This window comes from Micromonospora sediminicola, from assembly GCF_900089585.1.
Lineage (GTDB): Bacteria > Actinomycetota > Actinomycetes > Mycobacteriales > Micromonosporaceae > Micromonospora > Micromonospora sediminicola.
Genome location: NZ_FLRH01000004.1, coordinates 2111361 through 2131388, shown reverse-complemented (window position 1 = coordinate 2131388; position 20028 = coordinate 2111361). Strand labels below are relative to the sequence as shown.

At 71.3% G+C, this 20028-nt stretch carries 20 protein-coding genes and 1 pseudogene; 19 read left to right on the top strand and 2 right to left on the bottom strand.

Going from position 1 to position 20028, the window contains the following annotated elements:
* The 3 genes from GA0070622_RS31665 to paaE form a co-directional block, all read left to right on the top strand.
* Nucleotides 1-317, top strand: a 317-nt coding sequence (locus tag GA0070622_RS31665; protein WP_176710598.1) for a 1,2-phenylacetyl-CoA epoxidase subunit PaaC, incomplete at its 5' end; no start/stop codon positions are given.
* On the top strand, nt 314-790 hold the full coding sequence (gene paaD / locus GA0070622_RS31660; protein WP_091565162.1) for a 1,2-phenylacetyl-CoA epoxidase subunit PaaD: 477 nt from the start codon (nt 314-316) through the stop codon (nt 788-790). The genes GA0070622_RS31665 and paaD, both read left to right, overlap by 4 nt.
* Nucleotides 787-1908, top strand: coding sequence for a 1,2-phenylacetyl-CoA epoxidase subunit PaaE (gene paaE, locus GA0070622_RS31655; RefSeq protein WP_091565151.1), 1122 nt, complete (start codon nt 787-789; stop codon nt 1906-1908). Before paaD ends, paaE begins: the two co-directional genes overlap by 4 nt.
* 186 nt (nt 1909-2094) lie before the next feature.
* Here the strand turns inward: paaE and GA0070622_RS31650 are convergent, their stop codons facing one another.
* Nucleotides 2095-2622, bottom strand: a complete 528-nt coding sequence (locus GA0070622_RS31650; RefSeq protein ID WP_091565150.1) for a hypothetical protein — start codon at nt 2620-2622, stop codon at nt 2095-2097.
* A 37-nt stretch (nt 2623-2659) separates the two neighbouring features.
* On the bottom strand, nt 2660-3055 hold the full coding sequence (locus GA0070622_RS31645) for a hypothetical protein (protein ID WP_091565149.1): 396 nt from the start codon (nt 3053-3055) through the stop codon (nt 2660-2662).
* 176 nt (nt 3056-3231) lie between these two features.
* Between GA0070622_RS31645 and mqnC the strand changes: the two genes are divergently transcribed.
* The 16 genes and pseudogenes from mqnC (at nt 3232) to nuoK (ending at nt 20020) form a co-directional block, all read left to right on the top strand.
* A complete protein-coding gene (mqnC, locus tag GA0070622_RS31640; RefSeq protein WP_091565148.1) occupies nt 3232-4422 on the top strand; it encodes a cyclic dehypoxanthinyl futalosine synthase in 1191 nt (396 codons plus the stop codon).
* Between the two features lie 403 nt (nt 4423-4825).
* Nucleotides 4826-6085, top strand: a complete 1260-nt coding sequence (locus GA0070622_RS31635) for a COG1361 family protein (RefSeq protein WP_091565147.1) — start codon at nt 4826-4828, stop codon at nt 6083-6085.
* 99 nt (nt 6086-6184) lie between these two features.
* Nucleotides 6185-6895 carry a demethylmenaquinone methyltransferase gene (locus tag GA0070622_RS31630; protein WP_091565145.1) on the top strand — a complete coding sequence of 237 codons (711 nt, stop codon included), beginning with the start codon at nt 6185-6187 and terminating at the stop codon, nt 6893-6895.
* A 74-nt stretch (nt 6896-6969) separates the two neighbouring features.
* Nucleotides 6970-7188, top strand: a complete 219-nt coding sequence (locus tag GA0070622_RS31625) for a hypothetical protein (protein ID WP_091565146.1) — start codon at nt 6970-6972, stop codon at nt 7186-7188.
* Between the two features lie 134 nt (nt 7189-7322).
* Nucleotides 7323-8597 carry a geranylgeranyl reductase family protein gene (locus GA0070622_RS31620; RefSeq protein WP_091584347.1) on the top strand — a complete coding sequence of 425 codons (1275 nt, stop codon included), beginning with the start codon at nt 7323-7325 and terminating at the stop codon, nt 8595-8597.
* 132 nt (nt 8598-8729) lie between these two features.
* Nucleotides 8730-9095, top strand: a complete 366-nt coding sequence (locus tag GA0070622_RS31615; RefSeq protein WP_073834101.1) for an NADH-quinone oxidoreductase subunit A — start codon at nt 8730-8732, stop codon at nt 9093-9095.
* 11 nt (nt 9096-9106) lie between these two features.
* Nucleotides 9107-9784 (top strand): NuoB/complex I 20 kDa subunit family protein, encoded by a 678-nt coding sequence (locus tag GA0070622_RS31610; protein ID WP_091062855.1) that lies wholly within the window; start codon nt 9107-9109, stop codon nt 9782-9784.
* Nucleotides 9785-9839: 55 nt separating this feature from the next.
* On the top strand, nt 9840-10577 hold the full coding sequence (locus GA0070622_RS31605) for an NADH-quinone oxidoreductase subunit C (RefSeq protein ID WP_091583704.1): 738 nt from the start codon (nt 9840-9842) through the stop codon (nt 10575-10577).
* Nucleotides 10578-10632: 55 nt separating this feature from the next.
* On the top strand, nt 10633-11958 hold the full coding sequence (locus GA0070622_RS31600) for an NADH-quinone oxidoreductase subunit D (protein ID WP_091583700.1): 1326 nt from the start codon (nt 10633-10635) through the stop codon (nt 11956-11958).
* A pseudogene (gene nuoE, locus GA0070622_RS31595) lies at nt 11955-12818 on the top strand (NADH-quinone oxidoreductase subunit NuoE); the annotation flags it as partial. The gene GA0070622_RS31600 and the pseudogene nuoE, both read left to right, overlap by 4 nt.
* A gap of 344 nt (nt 12819-13162) precedes the next feature.
* The gene (gene nuoF, locus GA0070622_RS31590) at nt 13163-14479 is read left to right on the top strand and encodes an NADH-quinone oxidoreductase subunit NuoF (RefSeq protein WP_091583693.1); all 1317 of its coding nucleotides are present in this window, start codon (nt 13163-13165) and stop codon (nt 14477-14479) included.
* Nucleotides 14479-16962: an NADH-quinone oxidoreductase subunit G gene (locus tag GA0070622_RS31585; protein ID WP_091583689.1), complete on the top strand. Its 2484-nt coding sequence runs from the start codon at nt 14479-14481 to the stop codon at nt 16960-16962. The genes nuoF and GA0070622_RS31585 overlap by 1 nt, the downstream gene beginning before the upstream one ends.
* Entirely contained in the window at nt 16959-18314 is a 1356-nt protein-coding gene (gene nuoH / locus GA0070622_RS31580; protein WP_091583686.1) for an NADH-quinone oxidoreductase subunit NuoH, read from the top strand. Before GA0070622_RS31585 ends, nuoH begins: the two co-directional genes overlap by 4 nt.
* Nucleotide 18315: 1 nt before the next feature.
* Entirely contained in the window at nt 18316-18957 is a 642-nt protein-coding gene (nuoI, locus tag GA0070622_RS31575) for an NADH-quinone oxidoreductase subunit NuoI (protein WP_091583682.1), read from the top strand.
* On the top strand, nt 18954-19724 hold the full coding sequence (locus GA0070622_RS31570; protein ID WP_091583679.1) for an NADH-quinone oxidoreductase subunit J: 771 nt from the start codon (nt 18954-18956) through the stop codon (nt 19722-19724). Before nuoI ends, GA0070622_RS31570 begins: the two co-directional genes overlap by 4 nt.
* Nucleotides 19721-20020, top strand: a complete 300-nt coding sequence (gene nuoK, locus GA0070622_RS31565; RefSeq protein ID WP_089154544.1) for an NADH-quinone oxidoreductase subunit NuoK — start codon at nt 19721-19723, stop codon at nt 20018-20020. The genes GA0070622_RS31570 and nuoK overlap by 4 nt, the downstream gene beginning before the upstream one ends.
* The last annotated feature ends 8 nt before the right edge of the window (nt 20021-20028 follow it).

Sequence of the window (20028 nt, the reverse complement as noted above, 5' to 3'; positions counted from 1 at the left end):
CCTCGCTCTGGGTGAAGCGCCTCGGCGACGGCACCGACGAGTCGCACCGTCGCATGCAGGACGCGGTGGACGAGGTCTGGCCGTACGTGCACGAGCTGTTCGTCCCGGACCCGGCGGCGCCGGTCGACCCGGCCACCCTGCGGGCCGACTTCGACGCCACCGTGGCCGCCGTGCTGGACGAGGCCACGCTGACCCGCCCGGAGACGAGCTGGACGCCGGGTGGCGGGCCGGGGACGGCGGTGCACACCGAACACCTCTCCTACCTGCTGGCCGAGATGCAGGTGCTGCACCGCGCCCACCCCGGAGCGCGCTGGTGAGCGATGTCAGGGCGGCCGTGGCGGCGGTGGTGGATCCGGAGATCCGGGTGATCACCATCGACGAGCTGGGCATCCTGCGCGCGGTCGAGGAGGAGCCCGGCACCGGTCGGGTCCTGGTCACCATCACCCCCACCTACACCGGCTGCCCGGCCATGGACGTGATCCGCGCGGACATCCGGCGGGCGCTCGCCGCGGCCGGGCATCCGGACGCCGAGGTCCGCACGGTCTACAGCCCGGCCTGGAGCACCGACTGGATCTCCGACACCGGCCGGGCCAAGCTCGCCGCCGCCGGCATCGCGCCGCCCGCCCCGCGCGGCGACGACACCGTGGTGCCGCTGACCCTGGCCGTCCGCTGCCCGCGGTGCGGATCGCCGGACACCACGCAGGTCAGCCGGTTCGGCTCCACCGCGTGCAAGGCGTTGTGGCGCTGCCGTTCCTGCTCCGAACCCTTCGACCACCTGAAGGCGCTGTGACTGTCACCATCACCCGGCCGGTCCGTCGCCGGCCGGTCTTCCACCCGTTGTCCGTCGCCGCCGTCGACCGGCTCACCGACGACTCGGTGTCGATCACGTTCGCGGTGCCCGAGGAGCTGCGGGAGACGTTCGCGTTCTCCGCCGGGCAGCACCTCACGGTCCGGCGTCCGGCGGGCGCCGCCGACCCGGAGGCCGGGGAGGCGCGGCGGTCGTACTCGATCTGCTCCACCCCGGACGAGCTGGCCCGGCACGGCCGGTTGCGGATCGGGGTGCGCGAGGTCCCGGGCGGGGCCTTCTCCGCGTACGCCTGCGGCGCGCTGCGCGGCGGCGACACCGTCGACGTGCTGCCCCCGCTGGGGCACTTCACCTCCGCGTTCGCCCCGGACCGGGTCCGCCGGTACGGCGCGGTGGTGGCCGGCTCCGGCATCACCCCGGTGCTCGGCCTGGCCGCGACCGCGCTGGCCGTCGAGCCGGGGAGCACCTTCACCCTGGTGTACGGCAACCGCACGGCGAACACGGTGATGTTCGCCGAGGAGCTGGCCGACCTGAAGGACCGCTACCCGACCCGGCTGCACCTGGTGCACGTGCTGTCCCGGGAGATGGGGGAGTCGGCGCTGCTGTCCGGGCGGATCGACGCCGACCGGCTGACCCGGCTGCTGGACTCGGTCGTGCCCGGCGACGAGATCGAGGAGTGGTTCCTCTGCGGCCCGTACGGGATGGTGGTGGACGCCAAGGCGGTGCTGGCCGGTCGCGGGGTGCCCGACTCGGCGGTGCACACCGAGCTGTTCCACGTGGACGCCCCGCCGGAGCCGGTCCGCCGGGAGACCGACCGGCCCGGCGCCGGCGCCGAGGTGACGATCCTGCTGGACGGCCGCTCGTCGAGCTTCACCATGGGTCGGGACGAGCGGGTGCTGGACGCGGCGCTGCGGGTGCGTGGTGAGCTGCCGTACGCCTGCAAGGGTGGGGTCTGCTCGACCTGCCGGGCCAAGGTGACCGAGGGTGAGGTGACCATGGCGCGCAACTACGCCCTGGAGCCGGACGAGGTCGCCGCCGGCTACGTGCTGACCTGCCAGTCCAGCCCGGTCACCGACAAGCTGACCGTCGACTACGACGCCTAGCGGCAACACCACAAGGTGCCGTGGCGGCGCGACCCCCGAAGCCGACGCGGCGCGCCACGTCCATTTCTTGTCCGAACGGTTCGGACAGCGGTAACCTTCAACTGCCAGGGGCACTAGCCCCGTGGAAGTGGACCCGGCAGCCTTCCGGACGGTGGGTGGGCCGGGTCTCGCGCTGTCTGCGCCTCGTCAGACCTGTCGCGACTCACTGACCATGCGACGGATGGAGTTCCTCCAGCGCCCGCCTTTGGCCCAGCACCACGCCAGCGCGTCGGGAATGGCCAGCAGGCACTCCTCGTGAGCACGCAGCTGGTCGTAACGCAGCCTCCCGTCCACCCCGCACTTCCTGACCTGCTCGAAGAGCAGGCGCTGATCGGCTTGGAAGGTCGAGTCGTCGCGTTCCAGGACGAGGCGGGCAGCCCCGATCTTTGCCGCGTGCTCCACCAGAGAGACGAGGCATGCCTCGCGAGCGACCCTGGCGTTGCGATGGTGCTTCGCGTCGAAGATGACGGCGTGCGCGGAGAGCGCGAGAAGCCCGTCGACGATCTGACGGCGCCGGTCGTCCCTCTCCTTGTGGAAGTGGATACGGCGTTGGCCGGGCAGGATGAGATCACGAATCGACCGGCGCGCAGCGGTCAGATCGGCCGGGTGCATGACCACGGCGGCGACAAGAAGCCCTCGCTCCTTGGTCTCGTCGACGAAGACGTGCGCGGTCATGGGACGAGGCCGCCTTCCTGTCGCTGCTCAGACCTGGTCAGGCGTTGACGATTTCCCTGATGCGGTCGAGCTTCTGGCGGGCGGTCAGGCCGGCGGGGTTCTTGGTGCCGATGACGTCCAGCTCTGCCCGGACGTCACAGTCGTCCGGCTGTAGGACGGCATCGATCACACGCGCTCGAGGGCCGCCGTCCCGGACGTAGATCCAGACCGTCTGCGACTGCCGTGGCTCGGCGTTGAGCGCCGCGTCGAGCCGGTGGGAGGGGAAGAAGCCGAGGCCGGTCGCCCTGAGCGTGTCGGCGATCTCGGCCAGGACCCAGCGGCCGAGCTTGCGGTAGCCCAATTCGGTCCGCAACTCGCCGAGGGTCGCTTCCGTTAGTCCTCCGTCCGCTCGGCAACGGGCGGCGATGCCTTGAGCGTTTTCCGTCTCGCTCACATCCCACTCCAGTGCGTCGATGGATCTCGACAAGATGATGCGAGATGCTAAACATCTTGTCAACAACCGCCGAACATTTTATATCGATCTTGGCGATATGATTGAGCAGGTGGGTTCGGCTCACACCGGAGGCCCGGTACGGCGGCTTCCATCGGTGGCGACGTACGCTCGGGGATGTGACGGCGAACCGGGAGATCGACGACATCCTGCAACGCGGCGCGGACGGCGGGCGGATCACGCCCGAGGAGGCCCTGCTGCTCTACACCGACGCGCCCTTCCACGCGCTGGGCGAGGCGGCCGACGCGGTCCGGCGCCGCCGCTACCCGGACAACATCGTCACGTACCTGATCGACCGCAACATCAACTACACGAACGTCTGCGTGACGGCGTGCAAGTTCTGCGCGTTCTACCGGGCGCCCAAGCACTCCGAGGGCTGGACCCACCCGACCGAGGAGATCCTGCGCCGCTGCGGCGAGGCGGTCGAGCTGGGCGCCACCCAGGTCATGCTCCAGGGCGGGCACCACCCGGACTACGGCGTGGAGTACTACGAGGAGCTGTTCTCCTCGGTCAAGAAGGCCTACCCGCAGCTCGCCATCCACTCGATCGGGCCGAGCGAGATCCTGCACATGGCGAAGGTCTCCGGCGTGAGCCTGGACGAGGCGATCGCCCGGATCAAGGCCGCGGGCCTGGACTCGATCGCCGGCGCCGGCGCCGAGATGCTGCCGGACCGGCCGCGCAAGGCGATCGCGCCGCTGAAGGAGTCCGGCGCCCGCTGGCTGGAGGTCATGGAGCTGGCCCACCGGCAGGGCCTGGAGTCGACCGCGACCATGATGATGGGCACCGGCGAGACCAACGCCGAGCGGATCGAGCACCTGCGGATGATCCGCGACGTGCAGGACCGCACCGGCGGCTTCCGGGCCTTCATCCCGTGGACCTACCAGCCGGAGAACAACCACCTGAAGGGCCGCACCCAGGCGACCGCGCTGGAATACCTGCGGCTGATCGCGGTGGCCCGGCTCTTCTTCGAGACGGTGCCGCACCTCCAGGCGTCCTGGCTCACCACCGGTAAGGACGTGGGCCAGCTCGCGCTGCACATGGGCGTGGACGATCTCGGTTCGATCATGCTGGAGGAGAACGTCATCTCCTCGGCCGGCGCCCGGCACCGGTCCAACCTGCACGAGCTGATCGGCATGATCCGCTCGGCGGACCGGATCCCCGCCCAGCGCGACACGCTCTACCGCCGGCTCGCGGTGCACCACACGCCCGCCGACGACCCGAGCGACGACCGGGTGGTGTCGCACTTCTCGTCGATCGCGCTGCCCGGCGGCGGCGCCGGGAAGTCACTGCCCCTGGTCGAGGTGAACTGACGCGGCTCCACCGTTCGGCTGGACGGCCCGTCGATTCCGGTGAAGCTTCGGCGTGGATCTCGACGGGCCCGTCGGCGGGCCGCTAACGTGCCCGCTCGGCACCGTCCATCAGGGCCGCGAGCTGCCAGGTAACAGGTCGGCGGCGACCCGGTCGAGGGCGGTACCGCGCGCCGTCGCGGCGACTACGCTGGCGGCGTCCGGCGGACCGTCGTCCTCCATCGGCCCATGAGGGCCGTTCACATAACGCACCGCGGCAAGGGCGGGATGGGTGACCATCCCGCCCTTGCTGTCGGTGGCGGTCAGTGGGAATTGCAACCGTACGGCGCTGGCGCGTCGATGCGTCGCTCCGGTACCGTCCGTTCGTTCCGTGCCCGATCGGCACGTCCCTACCCCCGGGGGAACCATGACCTTCCGATACCGCTCCACGCTGGCCCGCGCCGGCGTGGTGGCCCTGCTCTCCACCGCCGCGCCGGTCGCGTTCGGCGTGCCGGCGCAGGCGGCCGACCTGGCCGACCTCGTCCTCGCCCCGATCAGCACCGGGCTGGCCAGGGGCGTCGAGGCGGCCCAGGCAAAGCCGGTCAAGTTCACCGTCACCAACGTCGGCACCGCCACCGCCAAGGACGTCAGCGTCCGGGTCAAGGTGGACGATCTCAACCCGAAGCGGGTGGGCTACCTGCGCCCGGCCGGCTGCCGGGTGGTCTCCCCGCAGCTCTTCGACTGCCTCCTGGGCGACGTGCCGGCCGGCACCAGCGAGGACTTCGGCATCCCGCTGTTCAGCACCGGCGGCAAGGGGGACGGCGGCGTGCTGACCGTCGGCGTCTCCACCACCACCCCGCAGCCGAACACCGCCGACGACATCGTCGAGCTGCCGATCCGGGTGACCAAGCCGGGTTACGACCTCACCGCCTGGGTGCAGGACATCCAGGACAACGTCGTGGTCAACGGCGCGGTGCGGGACGAGCCGGACCTGAAGCCGGTGCGTCGGGGCAGGACGGTCCCGCTGGACTGGGCGGCCTACAACCACGGCAGCCAGTCGGCCACCGGTGTCGTCTACGGCCTCACGCTGCCCGCCGGGGTCGCCTTCGTCGACCTGCCGGAGGGCTGCGTGCGCCAGGAGGTGCTGGGCAAGCAGCAGGCCGTCTGCGAGGACGCGGGCGCGGTGATCCGGCCCGGCCAGTACTACACCGCCGGGGTCACCGTGCGCGTCGGCGACGACGTGACCGAGACCGTGCTGCACGAGGGCGACTTCTTCGCCTACGGACTGGACCGCGCCGAGGGCACGCCGGACGAGGCGCCCAAGGCGGCCAGCCAGGCGCAACGACGCACCTTCGCCGAGGTCGACGAGCTGGACAACCACACCATCTTCGAGGCCTTCGTCGACCTGTCCGCCGAGCCCACGCCCGGCCCCAGCGGCACCCCGCAGCCGACGCCGACCGCCGAGCCGACCCCGAGCGGCGGCGCGACCGCGGTCCCGACCCCGACGGCGGGTGGCGGCAACGGCGGTGGCTCCGGTGACGGCGGCCTGCCGGTGACCGGTGTGCAGGTGGGCCTGATCGGCGGTGTCGGCGCGGTCGTCCTCGCCGCCGGTGCGGCGCTGATGATGCTGTCCCGGCGCCGCAAGGTGGTCCTGGTCGCCCCGACCGAGGAGCGCACCGAGGACTGACCGGAGACGGTTATTGGACGAGGGTGGGGTGGGCGACCACCCCGCCCTCGTCGCGTACCCGGGGGGAGCCGGGGCCGGCGTGGCTGGCAGAGTGGAGGGGTGAGCCGTACCCCGCAGGGCCAGCGCGCCAGCCTGGACAAGCAGCCGCACGAGGTCGCCGCCATGTTCGACGGTGTGGCGGCCCGCTACGACCTGACCAACACCGTGCTCTCCTTCGGGCAGGACCGGTCCTGGCGGCGGGCCACCCGGGCGGCGCTCGGCCTGCGCCCCGGCGAGCGGGTGCTGGACGTGGGCGCCGGCACCGGGGTGTCGACCGAGGAACTGGCCCACTCCGGGGCGTACGCGGTCGGCGCCGACCTGTCGCTGGGCATGCTGCACGCCGGCAAGCGCACCCGCCCGGCGGTGCCGCTGCTGGCCGGGGACGCGCTGCGGCTGCCGTTCGCCGACGCCAGCTTCGACGCGGTGACCATCTCCTTCGCGCTGCGCAACGTGAGTGACACCGACGCCGCGCTGCGCGAGCTGGCCCGGGTGACCCGGCCGGGCGGACGGCTGGTGGTCTGCGAGTTCAGCACGCCGGTGAACCCGGCGTTCCGCACGGTCTACCTGTCGTACCTGATGCGGTCGCTGCCGGCGGTGGCCCGCGCGGTGTCCAGCAACCCCGACGCCTACGTCTACCTCGCGGAGTCGATCCGGGCCTGGCCGGACCAGGCCGCGCTGGCCGCGCGGATCGGTGCGGCCGGGTGGGGCCGGGTGGCCTGGCGCAACCTGACCGGCGGCGTCGTCGCGCTGCACCGCGCCGTCCGGGACTGATCCCTCGGTCGACTCAAACCGACCATTTCGTGAATATCCGGTTCTGGTCTACTTTGTCCCGTAGGCTCGCCCCCATGACGGGATCGGACCAGGTCGCCACCGACGACGACGCCGCCGAGCTGATCGCCCAGCTCAGGGAGTTGGCCGGGGCGGATCCCGCGGACGTCCGTCAGGTCGTCGCCGAGGTGCTGGCGGCGTTGGACCGCGCGGCCGGGGGCGCGCTGCGCGACCATCTGCCCGAGGCGATCCGCCTCGACGCCGGCCTGGGGCCGGCCACGCCGGCCCGCCCGTGACCGATATCCACATCCTTACCGGCGGGTTTCCGTGAAGTTAGGCACCCCTGGTCGCATACAGGTGTAACGCCGGTCATAGACTCCAACCCGATCGGCTTGTGAAGCATTTCACGAGCATGCGGGAGGAGGCGCGGATGACCGCGGTGGAGAACGACGCCGACGTCATCGTCGTGGGCGCCGGTCCCGGAGGATCGGCCACGGCGTACCACCTGGCGCGGCACGGCGTACGCGTGCTGCTGCTGGAGAAGACGGAGTTTCCCCGGGAGAAGGTCTGCGGCGACGGGCTCACGCCCCGCGCCGTGCGGCAGCTGATCCGGATGGGCGTGGACACCTCGCCCGAGGCCGGCTGGCTGCACAACAAGGGCCTGCGGGTGATCGGCGGTGGGGTACGCCTGGAGCTGGACTGGCCCGACCTGGCCAGCTTCCCCAACTACGGCCTGGTCCGGACCCGGCTCGACTTCGACGACCTGCTCGCCCAGCGTGCCGTCGCCGCCGGCGCGAAGCTGCGCACCGGGGTGAACGTCCTGACCCCGGTGCTGGACGCGGACGACCGGGTGATCGGCGTGCAGGCCGAGGTCGGCCCGGACAAGGAGCCGGCCACCTTCCACGCGCCGCTGGTGGTCGCCGCCGACGGGGTCTCCGGCCGCTTCCCGCTCGCGCTCGGGCTGACCAAGCGGGAGGACCGGCCGATCGGCGTCGCGGTCCGCCGCTACTACCGCTCGCCCGCCAAGCACGACGACGACTACCTGGAGTCCTGGCTGGAGCTGCGGGCCAAGGGCAACGACGCGCTGCTGCCCGGCTACGGCTGGATCTTCGGCCTCGGCGACGGCCGGGTGAACGTCGGCCTGGGCGTGCTCAACTCCTCCTCCGCGTTCGGCAAGACGAACTACCGGCGACTGCTCACCGACTGGCTGGCCAACACCCCGGAGGACTGGGGGATGGCCGACGAGGCCAACGCGGAGGGCCCGATCCTCGGCGCCGCGCTGCCGATGGGCTTCAACCGGGTCCCGCACTACACCCGCGGCGTGCTGCTCGTCGGCGACTCCGGCGGCATGGTCAACCCGTTCAACGGCGAGGGCATCGCGTACGCGATGGAGTCCGGCGAGCTGGCCGCGGAGGTCGCGGTGCAGGCGCTCGCCCGCCCGGCCGGCGCGGAGCGGGAGCGGGCGCTGATGGCCTACCCGCAGGAGCTGAAGGCCCGCTTCGGCGGCTACTACCGGCTCGGCGGCATCTTCGTGAAGCTGATCGGCCGGCCCGAGGTGATGCGGCTGGCCACCAAGCACGGCATGCCGCACCCGATGCTGATGCGCTTCGTGCTCAAGCTGCTGGCGAACCTGACCGACCCGCGCGGCGGGGACGCGATGGACCGGGTCATCAACGCGATGACGAAGGCGGCCCCGGCCGTGTAGGAGACCACCGGCCCGGGGGCGTGCCCACGGGACGGACGGAGATCGACCCCCGCCGACCGAGGTCGTGAGGGACGTGAATAGTGTGATTTTGGCCAACCACCGAGGTCAGGGAAGGACGAGCAGGGGACAACGATGACGCTCTCTCCTTACGCACCCATCATCGGGCTGTTCGCCCTCGCCGCGGGGTTCGCGCTGTTCTCCGTGGCCGCCGCCCGATTCGCCGGCCCCCGGCGTCTGAACAAGGCCAAGCTCGAGGCGTACGAGTGTGGCATCGAGCCGAGCCCGCAGCCGGTCGGCGGCGGCCGGTTCCCGATCAAGTTCTACCTGACGGCGATGCTCTTCATCGTCTTCGACATCGAGATCATCTTCCTCTACCCCTGGGCGGTCTCCTTCGACGCCCTGCCGATCTTCGGCTTCGTGGAGATGGTCCTGTTCATCGTCGCGGTCTTCGTCGCCTACGCCTACGTCTGGCGGCGCGGCGGCCTGGACTGGGACTGAGGAGGTAGCAGATGGGCATCGAGGAGAAGCTTCCCTCCGGCGTCCTGCTCACCAGCGTCGAGAAGCTGGTCAACTGGTCGCGGAAGTCGTCCGTCTGGGGCGCCACGTTCGGCCTGGCCTGCTGTGCCATCGAGATGATGGCGGCCGGCGGCCCGCACTACGACATGGGCCGCTGGGGCATGGAGGTCTTCCGCGCCTCGCCCCGGCAGGCCGACCTGATGATCGTCGCCGGCCGGGTGAGCCAGAAGATGGCCCCGGTGCTGCGGCAGATCTACGACCAGATGGCCGAGCCCCGCTGGGTCATCTCGATGGGCGTCTGCGCCAGCAGCGGCGGCATGTTCAACAACTACGCGATCGTGCAGGGTGTCGACCACGTCGTGCCGGTCGACATGTACCTGCCCGGCTGCCCGCCCCGGCCGGAGATGCTCATCGACGCGGTGCTCAAGCTCCGCGAGAAGATCATGTACGAGCCGCTGGGCCCGAACGGTCGCAAGATGCTGGAGGCCCGCAAGGAGCGCGGTGACGTCCCCGTCGTGCCGTACGGCTCGATGCCGTCGTCGTACCGCAACGACAAGGCCCGGCGCGCCGAGTGGACGAAGGCGGTCCGCGAGGGGCGCGAGGAGCAGTTGCGGATCGAGAACTGGATGAAGGCGCAGAACCACCTCCAGACGCAGGGGGGACCCAAGTGAGCGCGAGGAGTGCAGCGAAGCGGAGCCCCGCAGTCGCGATCGGAGGGCAGGCCCAGTGACCTCGCCGAACGACCGGAACAACGACGGCGGGGTGCCGGTACCGACCACCCCCGCCGGGGCCAGTTCCACCGCGCCGGCCGAGTACCCGCCGGCCTCTCCGGCCGGCAGGGGCATGTTCGGCAACCAGGGCACCGGAGACGTCTCCGGCTACGGCGGCCTGGTCCGCCAGCGCAAGCCCATCGAGGAGGCCGCCCGGCCGTACGGGAGCTACTTCGACGAGGTGCGGGACGCGCTGGAGGAGGCGTACCCGGCCTTCAGCGACGCGATCGAGAAGGTCGTGGTCGACCGGGGTGAGCTGACCCTGCACGTACGGCCGGAGCGGATCGCCGAGGTCTGCCAGGTGATGCGCGACGACCTGTCGCTGCGCTTCGAGCTCTGCTCCTCGGTGTCCGGTGTGGACTACCTGGGCGCCGACGAGCGCCGGCTGCACGTGGTCTACCAGCTGACCTCGATGACCTACCGCCGGCAGGTCCGGCTGGAGGCCGCGGTCTCCGCCGAGGACCCGCACCTGCCGAGCGTCACGGCCGTCTACCCGACCGCCGACTGGCAGGAGCGGGAGGCGTACGACATGTTCGGCATCGTCTTCGACGGCCACCCCAACCTGACCCGGATCCTCATGCCGGACGACTGGGAGGGGCACCCCCAGCGCAAGGACTACCCGCTCGGCGGCGTACCCGTCGAGTACAAGGGTGCGGAAATTCCCCCGCCGGACCGTAGGAGGTCCTACCAGTGAGCGCGAGGAGTGCAGCGAAGCGGAGCCCCGCAGTCGCGATCGGAGGGCTGACACTGTGACCACGTCGAACTACGCGACCGAGCGCGAGACCACCGAGGGCAAGGTCTTCACCGTCACCGGTGGCGACTGGGACCAGGTCGTCTCCGGCACCGACCCGATCAACGACGAGCGGATCGTCGTCAACATGGGTCCGCAGCACCCGTCCACCCACGGCGTGCTCCGGCTGATCCTGGAGCTGGAGGGCGAGACGGTCCGCGAGGCCCGCTCGGTCGTCGGCTACCTGCACACCGGCATCGAGAAGAACCTGGAGTACCGCAACTGGGTCCAGGGCTCGACGTTCGTGACCCGGATGGACTACCTCTCCCCGATCTTCAACGAGACGGCGTACGCGCTCGCGGTGGAGAAGCTGCTCGGCGTCACCGACGAGGTGACCGAGCGGGCCACCACGATCCGGGTGCTGATGATGGAGCTGAACCGGATCTCCTCGCACCTGGTCTGGCTGGCCACCACCGGCATGGAGCTGGGCGCGATCAACATGATGTTGTACGGCTTCCGCGAGCGGGAGTACATCCTCGACATCTTCGAGACCATCACCGGCCTGCGGATGAACCACGCGTACGTGCGGCCGGGCGGCGTGGCGCAGGACGTGCCGGACGACGCGATCCGCAAGATCCGCGACTTCCTGGCGCTGATGCCGAAGAAGCTCAAGGAGTACGAGAACCTGCTCTCCGGCCAGCCGATCTGGATCGAGCGCACCACGAACGTCGCGGTGCTCGACGTGACCGCCTGCCTGGCGCTCGGCGTGACCGGCCCGGTGCTCCGCTCCGCGGGGCTCGCCTGGGACCTGCGCAAGACCATGCCGTACTGCGGCTACGAGACGTACGAGTTCGACGTGCCGACCCACACCGACGGTGACGTGTGGGGCCGCTACCTGGTCCGACTGGCGGAGATCCGCGAGTCGCTGAAGCTGGTCGAGCAGGCGCTCGACCGGTTGAAGCCGGGCCCGGTGATGGTGTCCGACAAGAAGATCGCCTGGCCGGCGCAGCTCGCCATCGGCGTCGACGGCATGGGCAACTCGCTGGAGCACGTCGCGAAGATCATGGGCCAGTCGATGGAGTCGCTGATCCACCACTTCAAGCTCGTCACCGAGGGTTTCCGGGTTCCGCCGGGCCAGGTGTACGTCGGCATCGAGTCGCCCCGCGGCGAGCTGGGCGTGCACGCGGTGTCCGACGGCGGCACCCGGCCCTACCGGGTGCACTACCGGGAACCGAGCTTCATCAACCTCCAGGCCCTCCCGGCCATGGCCGAGGGTGGCCTGATCGCCGACGTGATCGCCGGCGGCGCCTCGCTGGACCCCGTGATGGGTGGTTGTGACCGATGAGTGTGTTCACTGAGGAGACCCGACTGCGGGCGCGGGAGATCATCGCCCGCTACCCGGCGGACCGGTCGCGCTCGGCGCTGCTGCCGCTGCTGCACCTGGTCCAGTCCGAGGAGGGTTACGTCTCCCCGGCCGGGGTCGAGTTCTGCGCCGAGGTGCTCGGGCTGAACAAGGCCCAGGTCGGCGCGGTCGCCACCTTCTACACCATGTACAAGCGCAAGCCGAGCGGTGACTACCTGGTCAGCGTCTGCACCAACACCATGTGCGACGTGCTGGGCGGCCAGGCGGTCTACGACGCGCTCGCCGAGCACCTGGGCGTCGGGCACGAGGAGACCACCGCCGACGGGAAGATCACTCTGGAGCACGCCGAGTGCCTGGCGGCGTGCGACTACGGCCCGGTGATGACCGTCAACTACGACTTCTTCGACAACGTGGAGCCGCAGGGCGCGCTCGGCGTGGTGCAGGAGTTGCAGGCCGGTGGCCGGCCGATGCCGACCCGGGGCGCGCGGCTCTGCACGCTGAAGGAGATGGCGGTCCAGCTCGCCGGCTTCGCCGACGAGCGGGACGGCGCGGTGGCCGACGGCGGGCCGGGCGCGCCGACGCTGCGCGGCCTGCGCCTGGCCGAGGAGCACGGCATCGCGGTGCCGGGCTTCGACCCGAAGACGCCGATCCGCAGCAAGGCCGAGGCCGACCGGGCCGCCGCCGAGGCCAAGGCGAAGGCCGAGGCCGAGAAGCCGGCCCCCGCGCCGGAGCCGGCCAAGGCCGCCGAGCCGGCGAAGGCCGACGGCGCGGACAAGACGGCCGAGCCGGCCAGGGCGGGCACGACGGCCACGACCGGCACCGCCGGCAACGCGGGCGCGGCCGAGCCGGCGACGCCCGCGGCGGCCAGCGGCAGCACCGCGCCGGACGTGAAGGCGCCGGACGACAAGTCGCCGCAGGTGCGTACCGCCGAGACCCGGCAGCCGGACGCGAGCACCCCGGTGCCCGACGCGCCGGGCACCAAGGTCCCGGTGGACGGCCCGGCACCGGCGCCGCGTGACGCGCGGGCGGCCGAGGCGGCCGGCGCGGCGGCGAACCCGCCGGCCGGCGACGGCAAGCCCGCCGGCGACGCGGCCGGCGCGCAGGAGCGCAACCTCAAGGAGGCGGAGGCCGGTACGGACGCCGACGGCGCCGACCCGGCGGACGCGAGCGGAACGGGGGTCCGGAAGTGACCACTCCTCGGCCGGAGACGTTGGCCAAGCTCACGCCGGTGCTCACCAAGCGCTGGCTGTCGCCGGACGCTTGGCGGCTCGGCACCTACGAGAAGCTGGACGGCTACGCCGCCCTGCGCAAGGCGCTCAAGGCGCACCCGGACGACCTGATCCAGCTGATCAAGGACTCCGGGCTGCGCGGCCGGGGCGGCGCGGGCTTCCCGACCGGTCTCAAGTGGGGGTTCATCCCGCAGGGTGACGGCAAGCCGCACTACCTGGTGGTGAACGCCGACGAGGGCGAGCCGGGCACCTGCAAGGACCTGCCGCTGATGACGCACGACCCGCACGCGCTGGTCGAGGGCGTGATCATCGCGTCGTACGCGATCCGGGCCAGCCGGGCGTACATCTACATCCGCGGCGAGGCCGTGCACGCCGCCCGGCGGCTGCGCAGCGCGGTGGCCGAGGCGTACGCCAAGGGCTACCTCGGCCGGAACATCCTCGGTTCGAAGTTCGACCTGGAGCTGGTGGTGCACTCCGGCGCCGGGGCGTACATCTGCGGCGAGGAGACCGCGCTGCTGGACTCGCTGGAGGGCTTCCGGGGCCAGCCCCGGCTGCGCCCGCCGTTCCCGGCGACCCACGGCCTGTACGCCAGCCCGACCGTGGTCAACAACGTCGGCACCATCGCCAGCGTGCCCTACATCGTGCTGGGCGGCGCGGACTGGTGGAAGACCATGGGCACGGAGAAGTCGTCCGGCCCGATGATCTACTCGCTCTCCGGCCGGATCGCCAACCCCGGTCAGTACGAGTGCTCGATGGGCATCACGTTGCGCGAGCTGATCGAGCTGGCCGGCGGGATGAAGCCCGGACACGAACTGAAGTTCTGGACCCCGGGCGGCTCCTCGACACCGCTGCTCACCGCCGAGCACCTGGACGTGCCGCTGGACTTCGAGGGGGTGGCGGCGGCCGGCTCGATCCTGGGCACCACGGCCACGCAGATCTTCTCCGACCAGGACTGCCCGGTCTACGCGACCTACCGGTGGCTGGAGTTCTACCACCACGAGTCGTGCGGCAAGTGCACCCCGTGCCGCGAGGGCAACTACTGGATGGTCCGGGTCTACCGGCGGATCCTGTCCGGCCAGGGCACCCACGAGGACCTGGACACCCTGCTCGACACCTGCGACAACATCCTCGGCCGCTCGTTCTGCGGTCTGGGTGACGGTGCGACCAGCTCGGTGACCTCGTCGCTGAAGTACTTCAAGCAGGACTACCTCGACTACATCGAGGGACGTACCGCTCCGAAGCTCTCCGACAAGCAGCTGGTTGGAGCCCACTGATGACGGACGTAGCCAAGCAGACCGAGACCGTCACGCTGACCATCGACGGCGTCGAGGTCACCGCGCCCAAGGGAGCGCTGCTGATCCGGGTCGCCGAGCAGTTGGGCACCGAGATCCCCCGCTTCTGCGACCACCCGCTGCTGGCCCCGGCCGGCGCCTGCCGGCAGTGCCTGGTGGAGGTGGAGGGCCAGCGCAAGCCGGTCGCCTCCTGCACCCAGACCGTCGCCGACGGCATGGTCGTGCGGACCCAGCTCACCTCCCCGGTCGCCAAGAAGGCCCAGGAGGGGGTGATGGAGCTGCTGCTCCTCAACCACCCGCTGGACTGCCCGATGTGCGACAAGGGCGGCGAGTGCCCGCTGCAGAACCAGGCCATGTCCACCGGCCGCACCGACTCCCGCTTCCACGAGCACAAGCGGGAGTACCCGAAGCCGCTGCCGATCAGCACGCAGGTGCTGCTCGACCGCGAGCGCTGCGTGCTCTGCCAGCGGTGCACCCGGTTCTCCGAGGAGATCGCCGGTGACAAGTTCATCGACCTGATGGGACGCTCCTCGCACGAGGAGATCAACATCTACCGGGACGAGGAGTACGGCGAGGAGGGCGACGAGGGGGATGTTCCCTTCAACTCGTACTTCTCCGGCAACACCGTGCAGATCTGCCCGGTGGGCGCGCTGACCGGCGCGCAGTACCGCTTCCGCTCCCGCCCGTTCGACCTGGTCTCCTCGCCCAGCGTCTGCGAGCACTGCTCGGCCGGGTGCGCCCAGCGCACCGACTGGCGGCGGGGCAAGGTGCTGCGCCGGCTGGCCGGCGACGACCCGGCGGTGAACGAGGAGTGGAACTGCGACAAGGGGCGCTGGGGCTTCCAGTACACCCGCGCGTTCGACCGGCTCACCACCCCGCTGGTGCGGGACGAGAAGACCGGTGAGCTGCGCGAGGCGTCCTGGAGCGAGGCGTTCGCCCGCGCCGCGGAGGGGCTGCGCGCGGCCCGCGACGGCGGCACCGGCACGGCGGTGCTGACCGGCGGCCGGCTCACCGTCGAGGACGCCTACGCGTACGCGAAGTTCGCCCGGGTGGCGCTGCACACCAACGACATCGACTTCCGGGCCCGCCCGGTCTCCCGCGAGGAGGCCGACTTCCTGGCCAGCAACGTCGCCGGGGTCACCGACGTGACCTACGCGGACGTGGAGAACGCGCCCGCGGTGGTGCTGGTCGGCCTGGAGCCGGAGGAGGAGTGCCCGATCCTCTTCCTGCGGCTGCGCAAGGCGTACCTGAAGAAGAAGCTCACCGTGTACGCGATCGCGCCGTTCGCGACCCGCGGCTTGGAGAAGCTCGGGGCGAAGCTCGCCCGGGTGGTGCCGGGCGAGGAGGCCAGCGTGCTGGCCGAGCACGCCACGGTGGCCGAGGCGCTGGGGCAGCCGGGCGCGATCCTGATCGTCGGCGAGCGGCTGGGGGCGGTGCCCGGCGGACTCTCCGCGGCGGCGGACGTGGCCCGGCGTACCGGAGCCCGTCTGGCCTGGGTGCCGCGGCGCGCGGGTGACCGCGGCGCGGTCGACGCGGGCTGCCTGCCCAACCTGCTCCCCGGCGGTCGCGTGGTCACCGAGCCGGCCGCCCGCGCGGAGCTGGGCGAGGCGTGGGACATCCCGGCCGGGGTCATCCCGAGCCAGGCCGGCCGCGACACCGACGGCATCCTGGGCGCGGCGGCCGACGGCCGCCTCGGCGCCCTGGTGGTGGCCGGGGTCGACCCCGCCGACCTGGCCGACCCGCGCCTGGCCGAGACGGCCCTGGACGCGGTGCCGTTCCTGGTCAGCCTGGAACTGCGGATGAGCGCGGTGTCCCGGCGGGCCGACGTGGTCTTCCCGGTCGCCCCGGTGGTCGAGAAGGCCGGCAGCTTCCTCGACTGGGAGGGCCGGCTGCGCACCTTCGAGAAGGTGCTGGACACCGGCGCGATGACCGACGGTCGGGTGCTCGACGCCATCGCGGCGCAGCTCGACGTGCGGCTCGGCGCCGGCGACGTGCCGAGCGTGCGCCGCGAGCTGGGCGCGCTGCCCCGGACCCGGGTCGAGCGGCCGTCCGCGCCCTCGGTCGAGCCGGCCACCGTGCCGCAGCCCGGGCCGGGCCAGGCCGTGCTGGCCACCTGGCACCAGCTCGTCGACCTGGGCAGCCTCACCGACGGCGACGAGCACCTCGCCGGCACCGCCCGCCCGCCGGTGGTCCGGCTGGGCAAGGGCACCGCCGAGGCGCTCGGCGTGGCCGACGGGGACCCGGTCACGGTCGGCACCGACCGCGGCGCGGTCACCCTGCCGGCGGCCATCACCGAGATGCCGGACGGCGTCGTCTGGCTGCCGACCAACTCACCCGGCTCGACCGTACGACGCAGCCTCGGCGCGACGTCCGGTCACGTCGTCACGGTGACTGCGGCGCCCGTCGCCGCGGACGCCGCCGCGCGCCCGGGTCCGCTCCTCAACACCGGGGGTGTATCCCAGTGAACGCCGTCATCCTCGCGGCGCAGGACCCGACGCTCGCCGACTTCGGCAAGGACCCGTGGTGGCTGGTCCTCGGGAAGATCGTCTTCGCGTTCGCCTTCGGCCTGCTGGCCACGCTGCTCGGCGTCTGGTTCGAGCGGCGGGTCGTCGGCCGGATGGCGGTGCGGCCCGGCCCCAACCAGGTCGGCCCGTTCGGCCTGCTCCAGACGCTCGCCGACGGCCTGAAGATGGCGTTCAAGGAGGACATCCTCCCGCGCGCCGCCGACAAGGTGGTCTTCTTCTTCGCCCCGACCATCTCGGTGATCTCCGCGGTCACCGCGCTGTCGGTGATCCCGTTCGGCCCGAAGGTGAGCATCTTCGGCCACTGGACGCCGCTGCAGGTCACCGACGTGTCGGTGGCGGTGCTGGTGATCCTGGCCTGCTCCTCGATGGGCGTCTACGGCATCGTGCTCGGCGGGTGGGCCTCCGGCTCGACGTACCCGCTGCTCGGCGGTCTCCGGTCCAGCGCCCAGATGATCTCCTACGAGGTCGCGATGGGGCTGAGCATCGTGGCGGTGTTCATGACCGCCGGCACGATGTCGACCAGCGGGATCGTCGCCGCGCAGGGCGACGCCACCCAACTGAGCATCGGCGGGTTCGACCTGCCCGCCCCCGGCTGGTACGCGATCCTGCTGCTGCCCAGCTTCATCATCTTCTTCATCGCCATGGTCGGTGAGACCAACCGGGCGCCGTTCGACCTGCCGGAGGCGGAGTCGGAGCTGGTCGCGGGCTTCATGACGGAGTACAGCTCGCTGAAGTTCGCGCTCTTCATGCTCTCCGAGTACGTGGCGATGGTGACCATGTCGGCGGTCACCACCACGCTGTTCCTCGGCGGCTGGCGGGCCCCCTGGCCGATCACGCTCTGGTCGGGCGCCAACGAGGGTTGGTGGCCGATGCTGTGGTTCTTCGGCAAGGTGATCCTGCTGGTCTTCGTGTTCGTCTGGCTGCGCGGCACGCTGCCCCGGCTCCGCTACGACCAGTTCATGCGGTTCGGCTGGAAGGTGCTGCTGCCGATCAACCTGGTCTGGATCCTGGTGCTCGCCGGGCTGCGCTCGATCGAGGACTGGCAGACCAACGACCGGCTGCTCGCCACCGCCATCGGCGCGGGCGTGCTGCTGCTGGCCACGCTCTTCTGGCCCGGCAAGAAGAAGCAGCCGAAGCCGTCCCCGCAGGAACAGGTGGACAGCCGGCCGTACGGCAGCTTCCCGCTGCCCCCGATGGATCTTCAGGTTCCGCCGAGCCCCCGTACCCGGCGCGTGGTCGCCGAGCGGGAGCCGGCCAACGTCGTCGCCGGCTCGGACTCCAGGGAGGTGTGACGTGGGCGCGATCACCGGAACGTTCAAGGGCTTCGGGGTCACCTTCTCGCACATGTTCAAGAAGGTCGTCACCACCGACTACCCGTTCAAGCCGCCGGTCTCGGCGCCGCGCTACCACGGGCGGCACATCCTCAACCGGCACCCGGACGGGCTGGAGAAGTGCATCGGCTGCGAGCTGTGCGCCTGGGCCTGCCCGGCCGACGCGATCTACGTGGAGGGTGGCGACAACACCGAGGAGCAGCGCTTCTCCCCGGGTGAGCGGTACGCCAGCACCTACCAGATCAACTACGCCCGGTGCATCTTCTGCGGGCTCTGCATCGAGGCCTGCCCGACCCGTTCGCTCACCATGAGCAACGAGTACGAGCTGGCCCGGGACAACCGGCAGGACCTGATCTTCACCAAGGAGCAGCTGCTCGCGCCGCTGCTCGAAGGCATGGAGCAGCCGCCGCACCCGATGCGGCTGGGCGACAGCGAGAAGGACTACTACGTCGGCGCGTTGACCAACCCGGGCACCTCGGCCGGCGCCGAGCACTCGCCGATGGGCCCGGGCCGGTACCAGGTGGAGGAGCACCCCGGCGTGACCTTCCCCGGCGCCGAGCAGGCCGCGCAGCGGTCCGAGGCGGGCAAGGGAGCAGGGGCATGACCACACAGACGGTGCTCGCCGCGGCGGGCGACGTGACCGGGGGTGAGGAGGTCACCTTCTGGATCCTCGCCCCGCTGGCCCTGATCGGGGCGCTCGGCATGGTGTGGGCCCGCAACGCGGTGCACTCCGCGCTCTGGCTGGTGTTGACCATGCTCTGCCTGGGCGTGTTCTACGTGCTCCAGGCCGGGCCGTTCATCGGCATGGTGCAGATCATCGTCTACACCGGCGCGATCATGATGCTCTTCCTGTTCGTGCTGATGCTGGTCGGCCGGGACGCGTCCGACTCGCTGATCGAGACGCTGCGTGGCCAGCGGGTCGCCGCGGTGGTGCTCGGGCTCGGCTTCGCCGGCCTGGTCGGCACCGGCCTCTACCGCGCGCTCGACGGCGTGCGGGCGGCCGGGCTCGACCAGGCCAACGCCGAGGGCAACGTGCAGGGCATCGCCCGGCTGCTCTTCACCAAGTACGTCTTCGCCTTCGAGCTGACCTCGGCTCTGCTGATCACGGCCGCGGTGGGCGCGATGGTGCTGGCGCACGTGGAGCGGCGCAAGGAGGACCGGATGGACCAGGTCGCCACCATGAAGGCGCGGTTCCGGCCCGGCAACTACCCCGGCCCGAAGCCCGGTCCGGGTGTCTTCGCCACCTCCTCCTCGGTGGCCACGCCGGCCCGCCTGCCGGACGGCCGGCTCACCGACCGCGGCATCCCGGAGATCATGCCGGTGCGCGACATGACGGCCGAGGAGACCGCACTGAAGGGGACCGACAAATGACCCCGGACTACTACCTGATCCTCGCGGCGGTGCTGTTCACCATCGGCGCCGTCGGCGTGCTGGTCCGGCGCAACGCCATCGTGCTGTTCATGTGCGTCGAGCTGATGCTCAACGCGGCCAACCTGACGCTCGTCACGTTCAGCCGGATCAACGGTGACCTGAACGGCCAGATCATGGCGTTCTTCGTGATGGTGGTGGCGGCGGCCGAGGTCGTGGTCGGGCTCGCGATCATCATGGCGATCTTCCGGACCCGGCGCTCGGCCAGCGTCGACGACGCCAACCTGCTGAAGTACTGAGGGGTCTG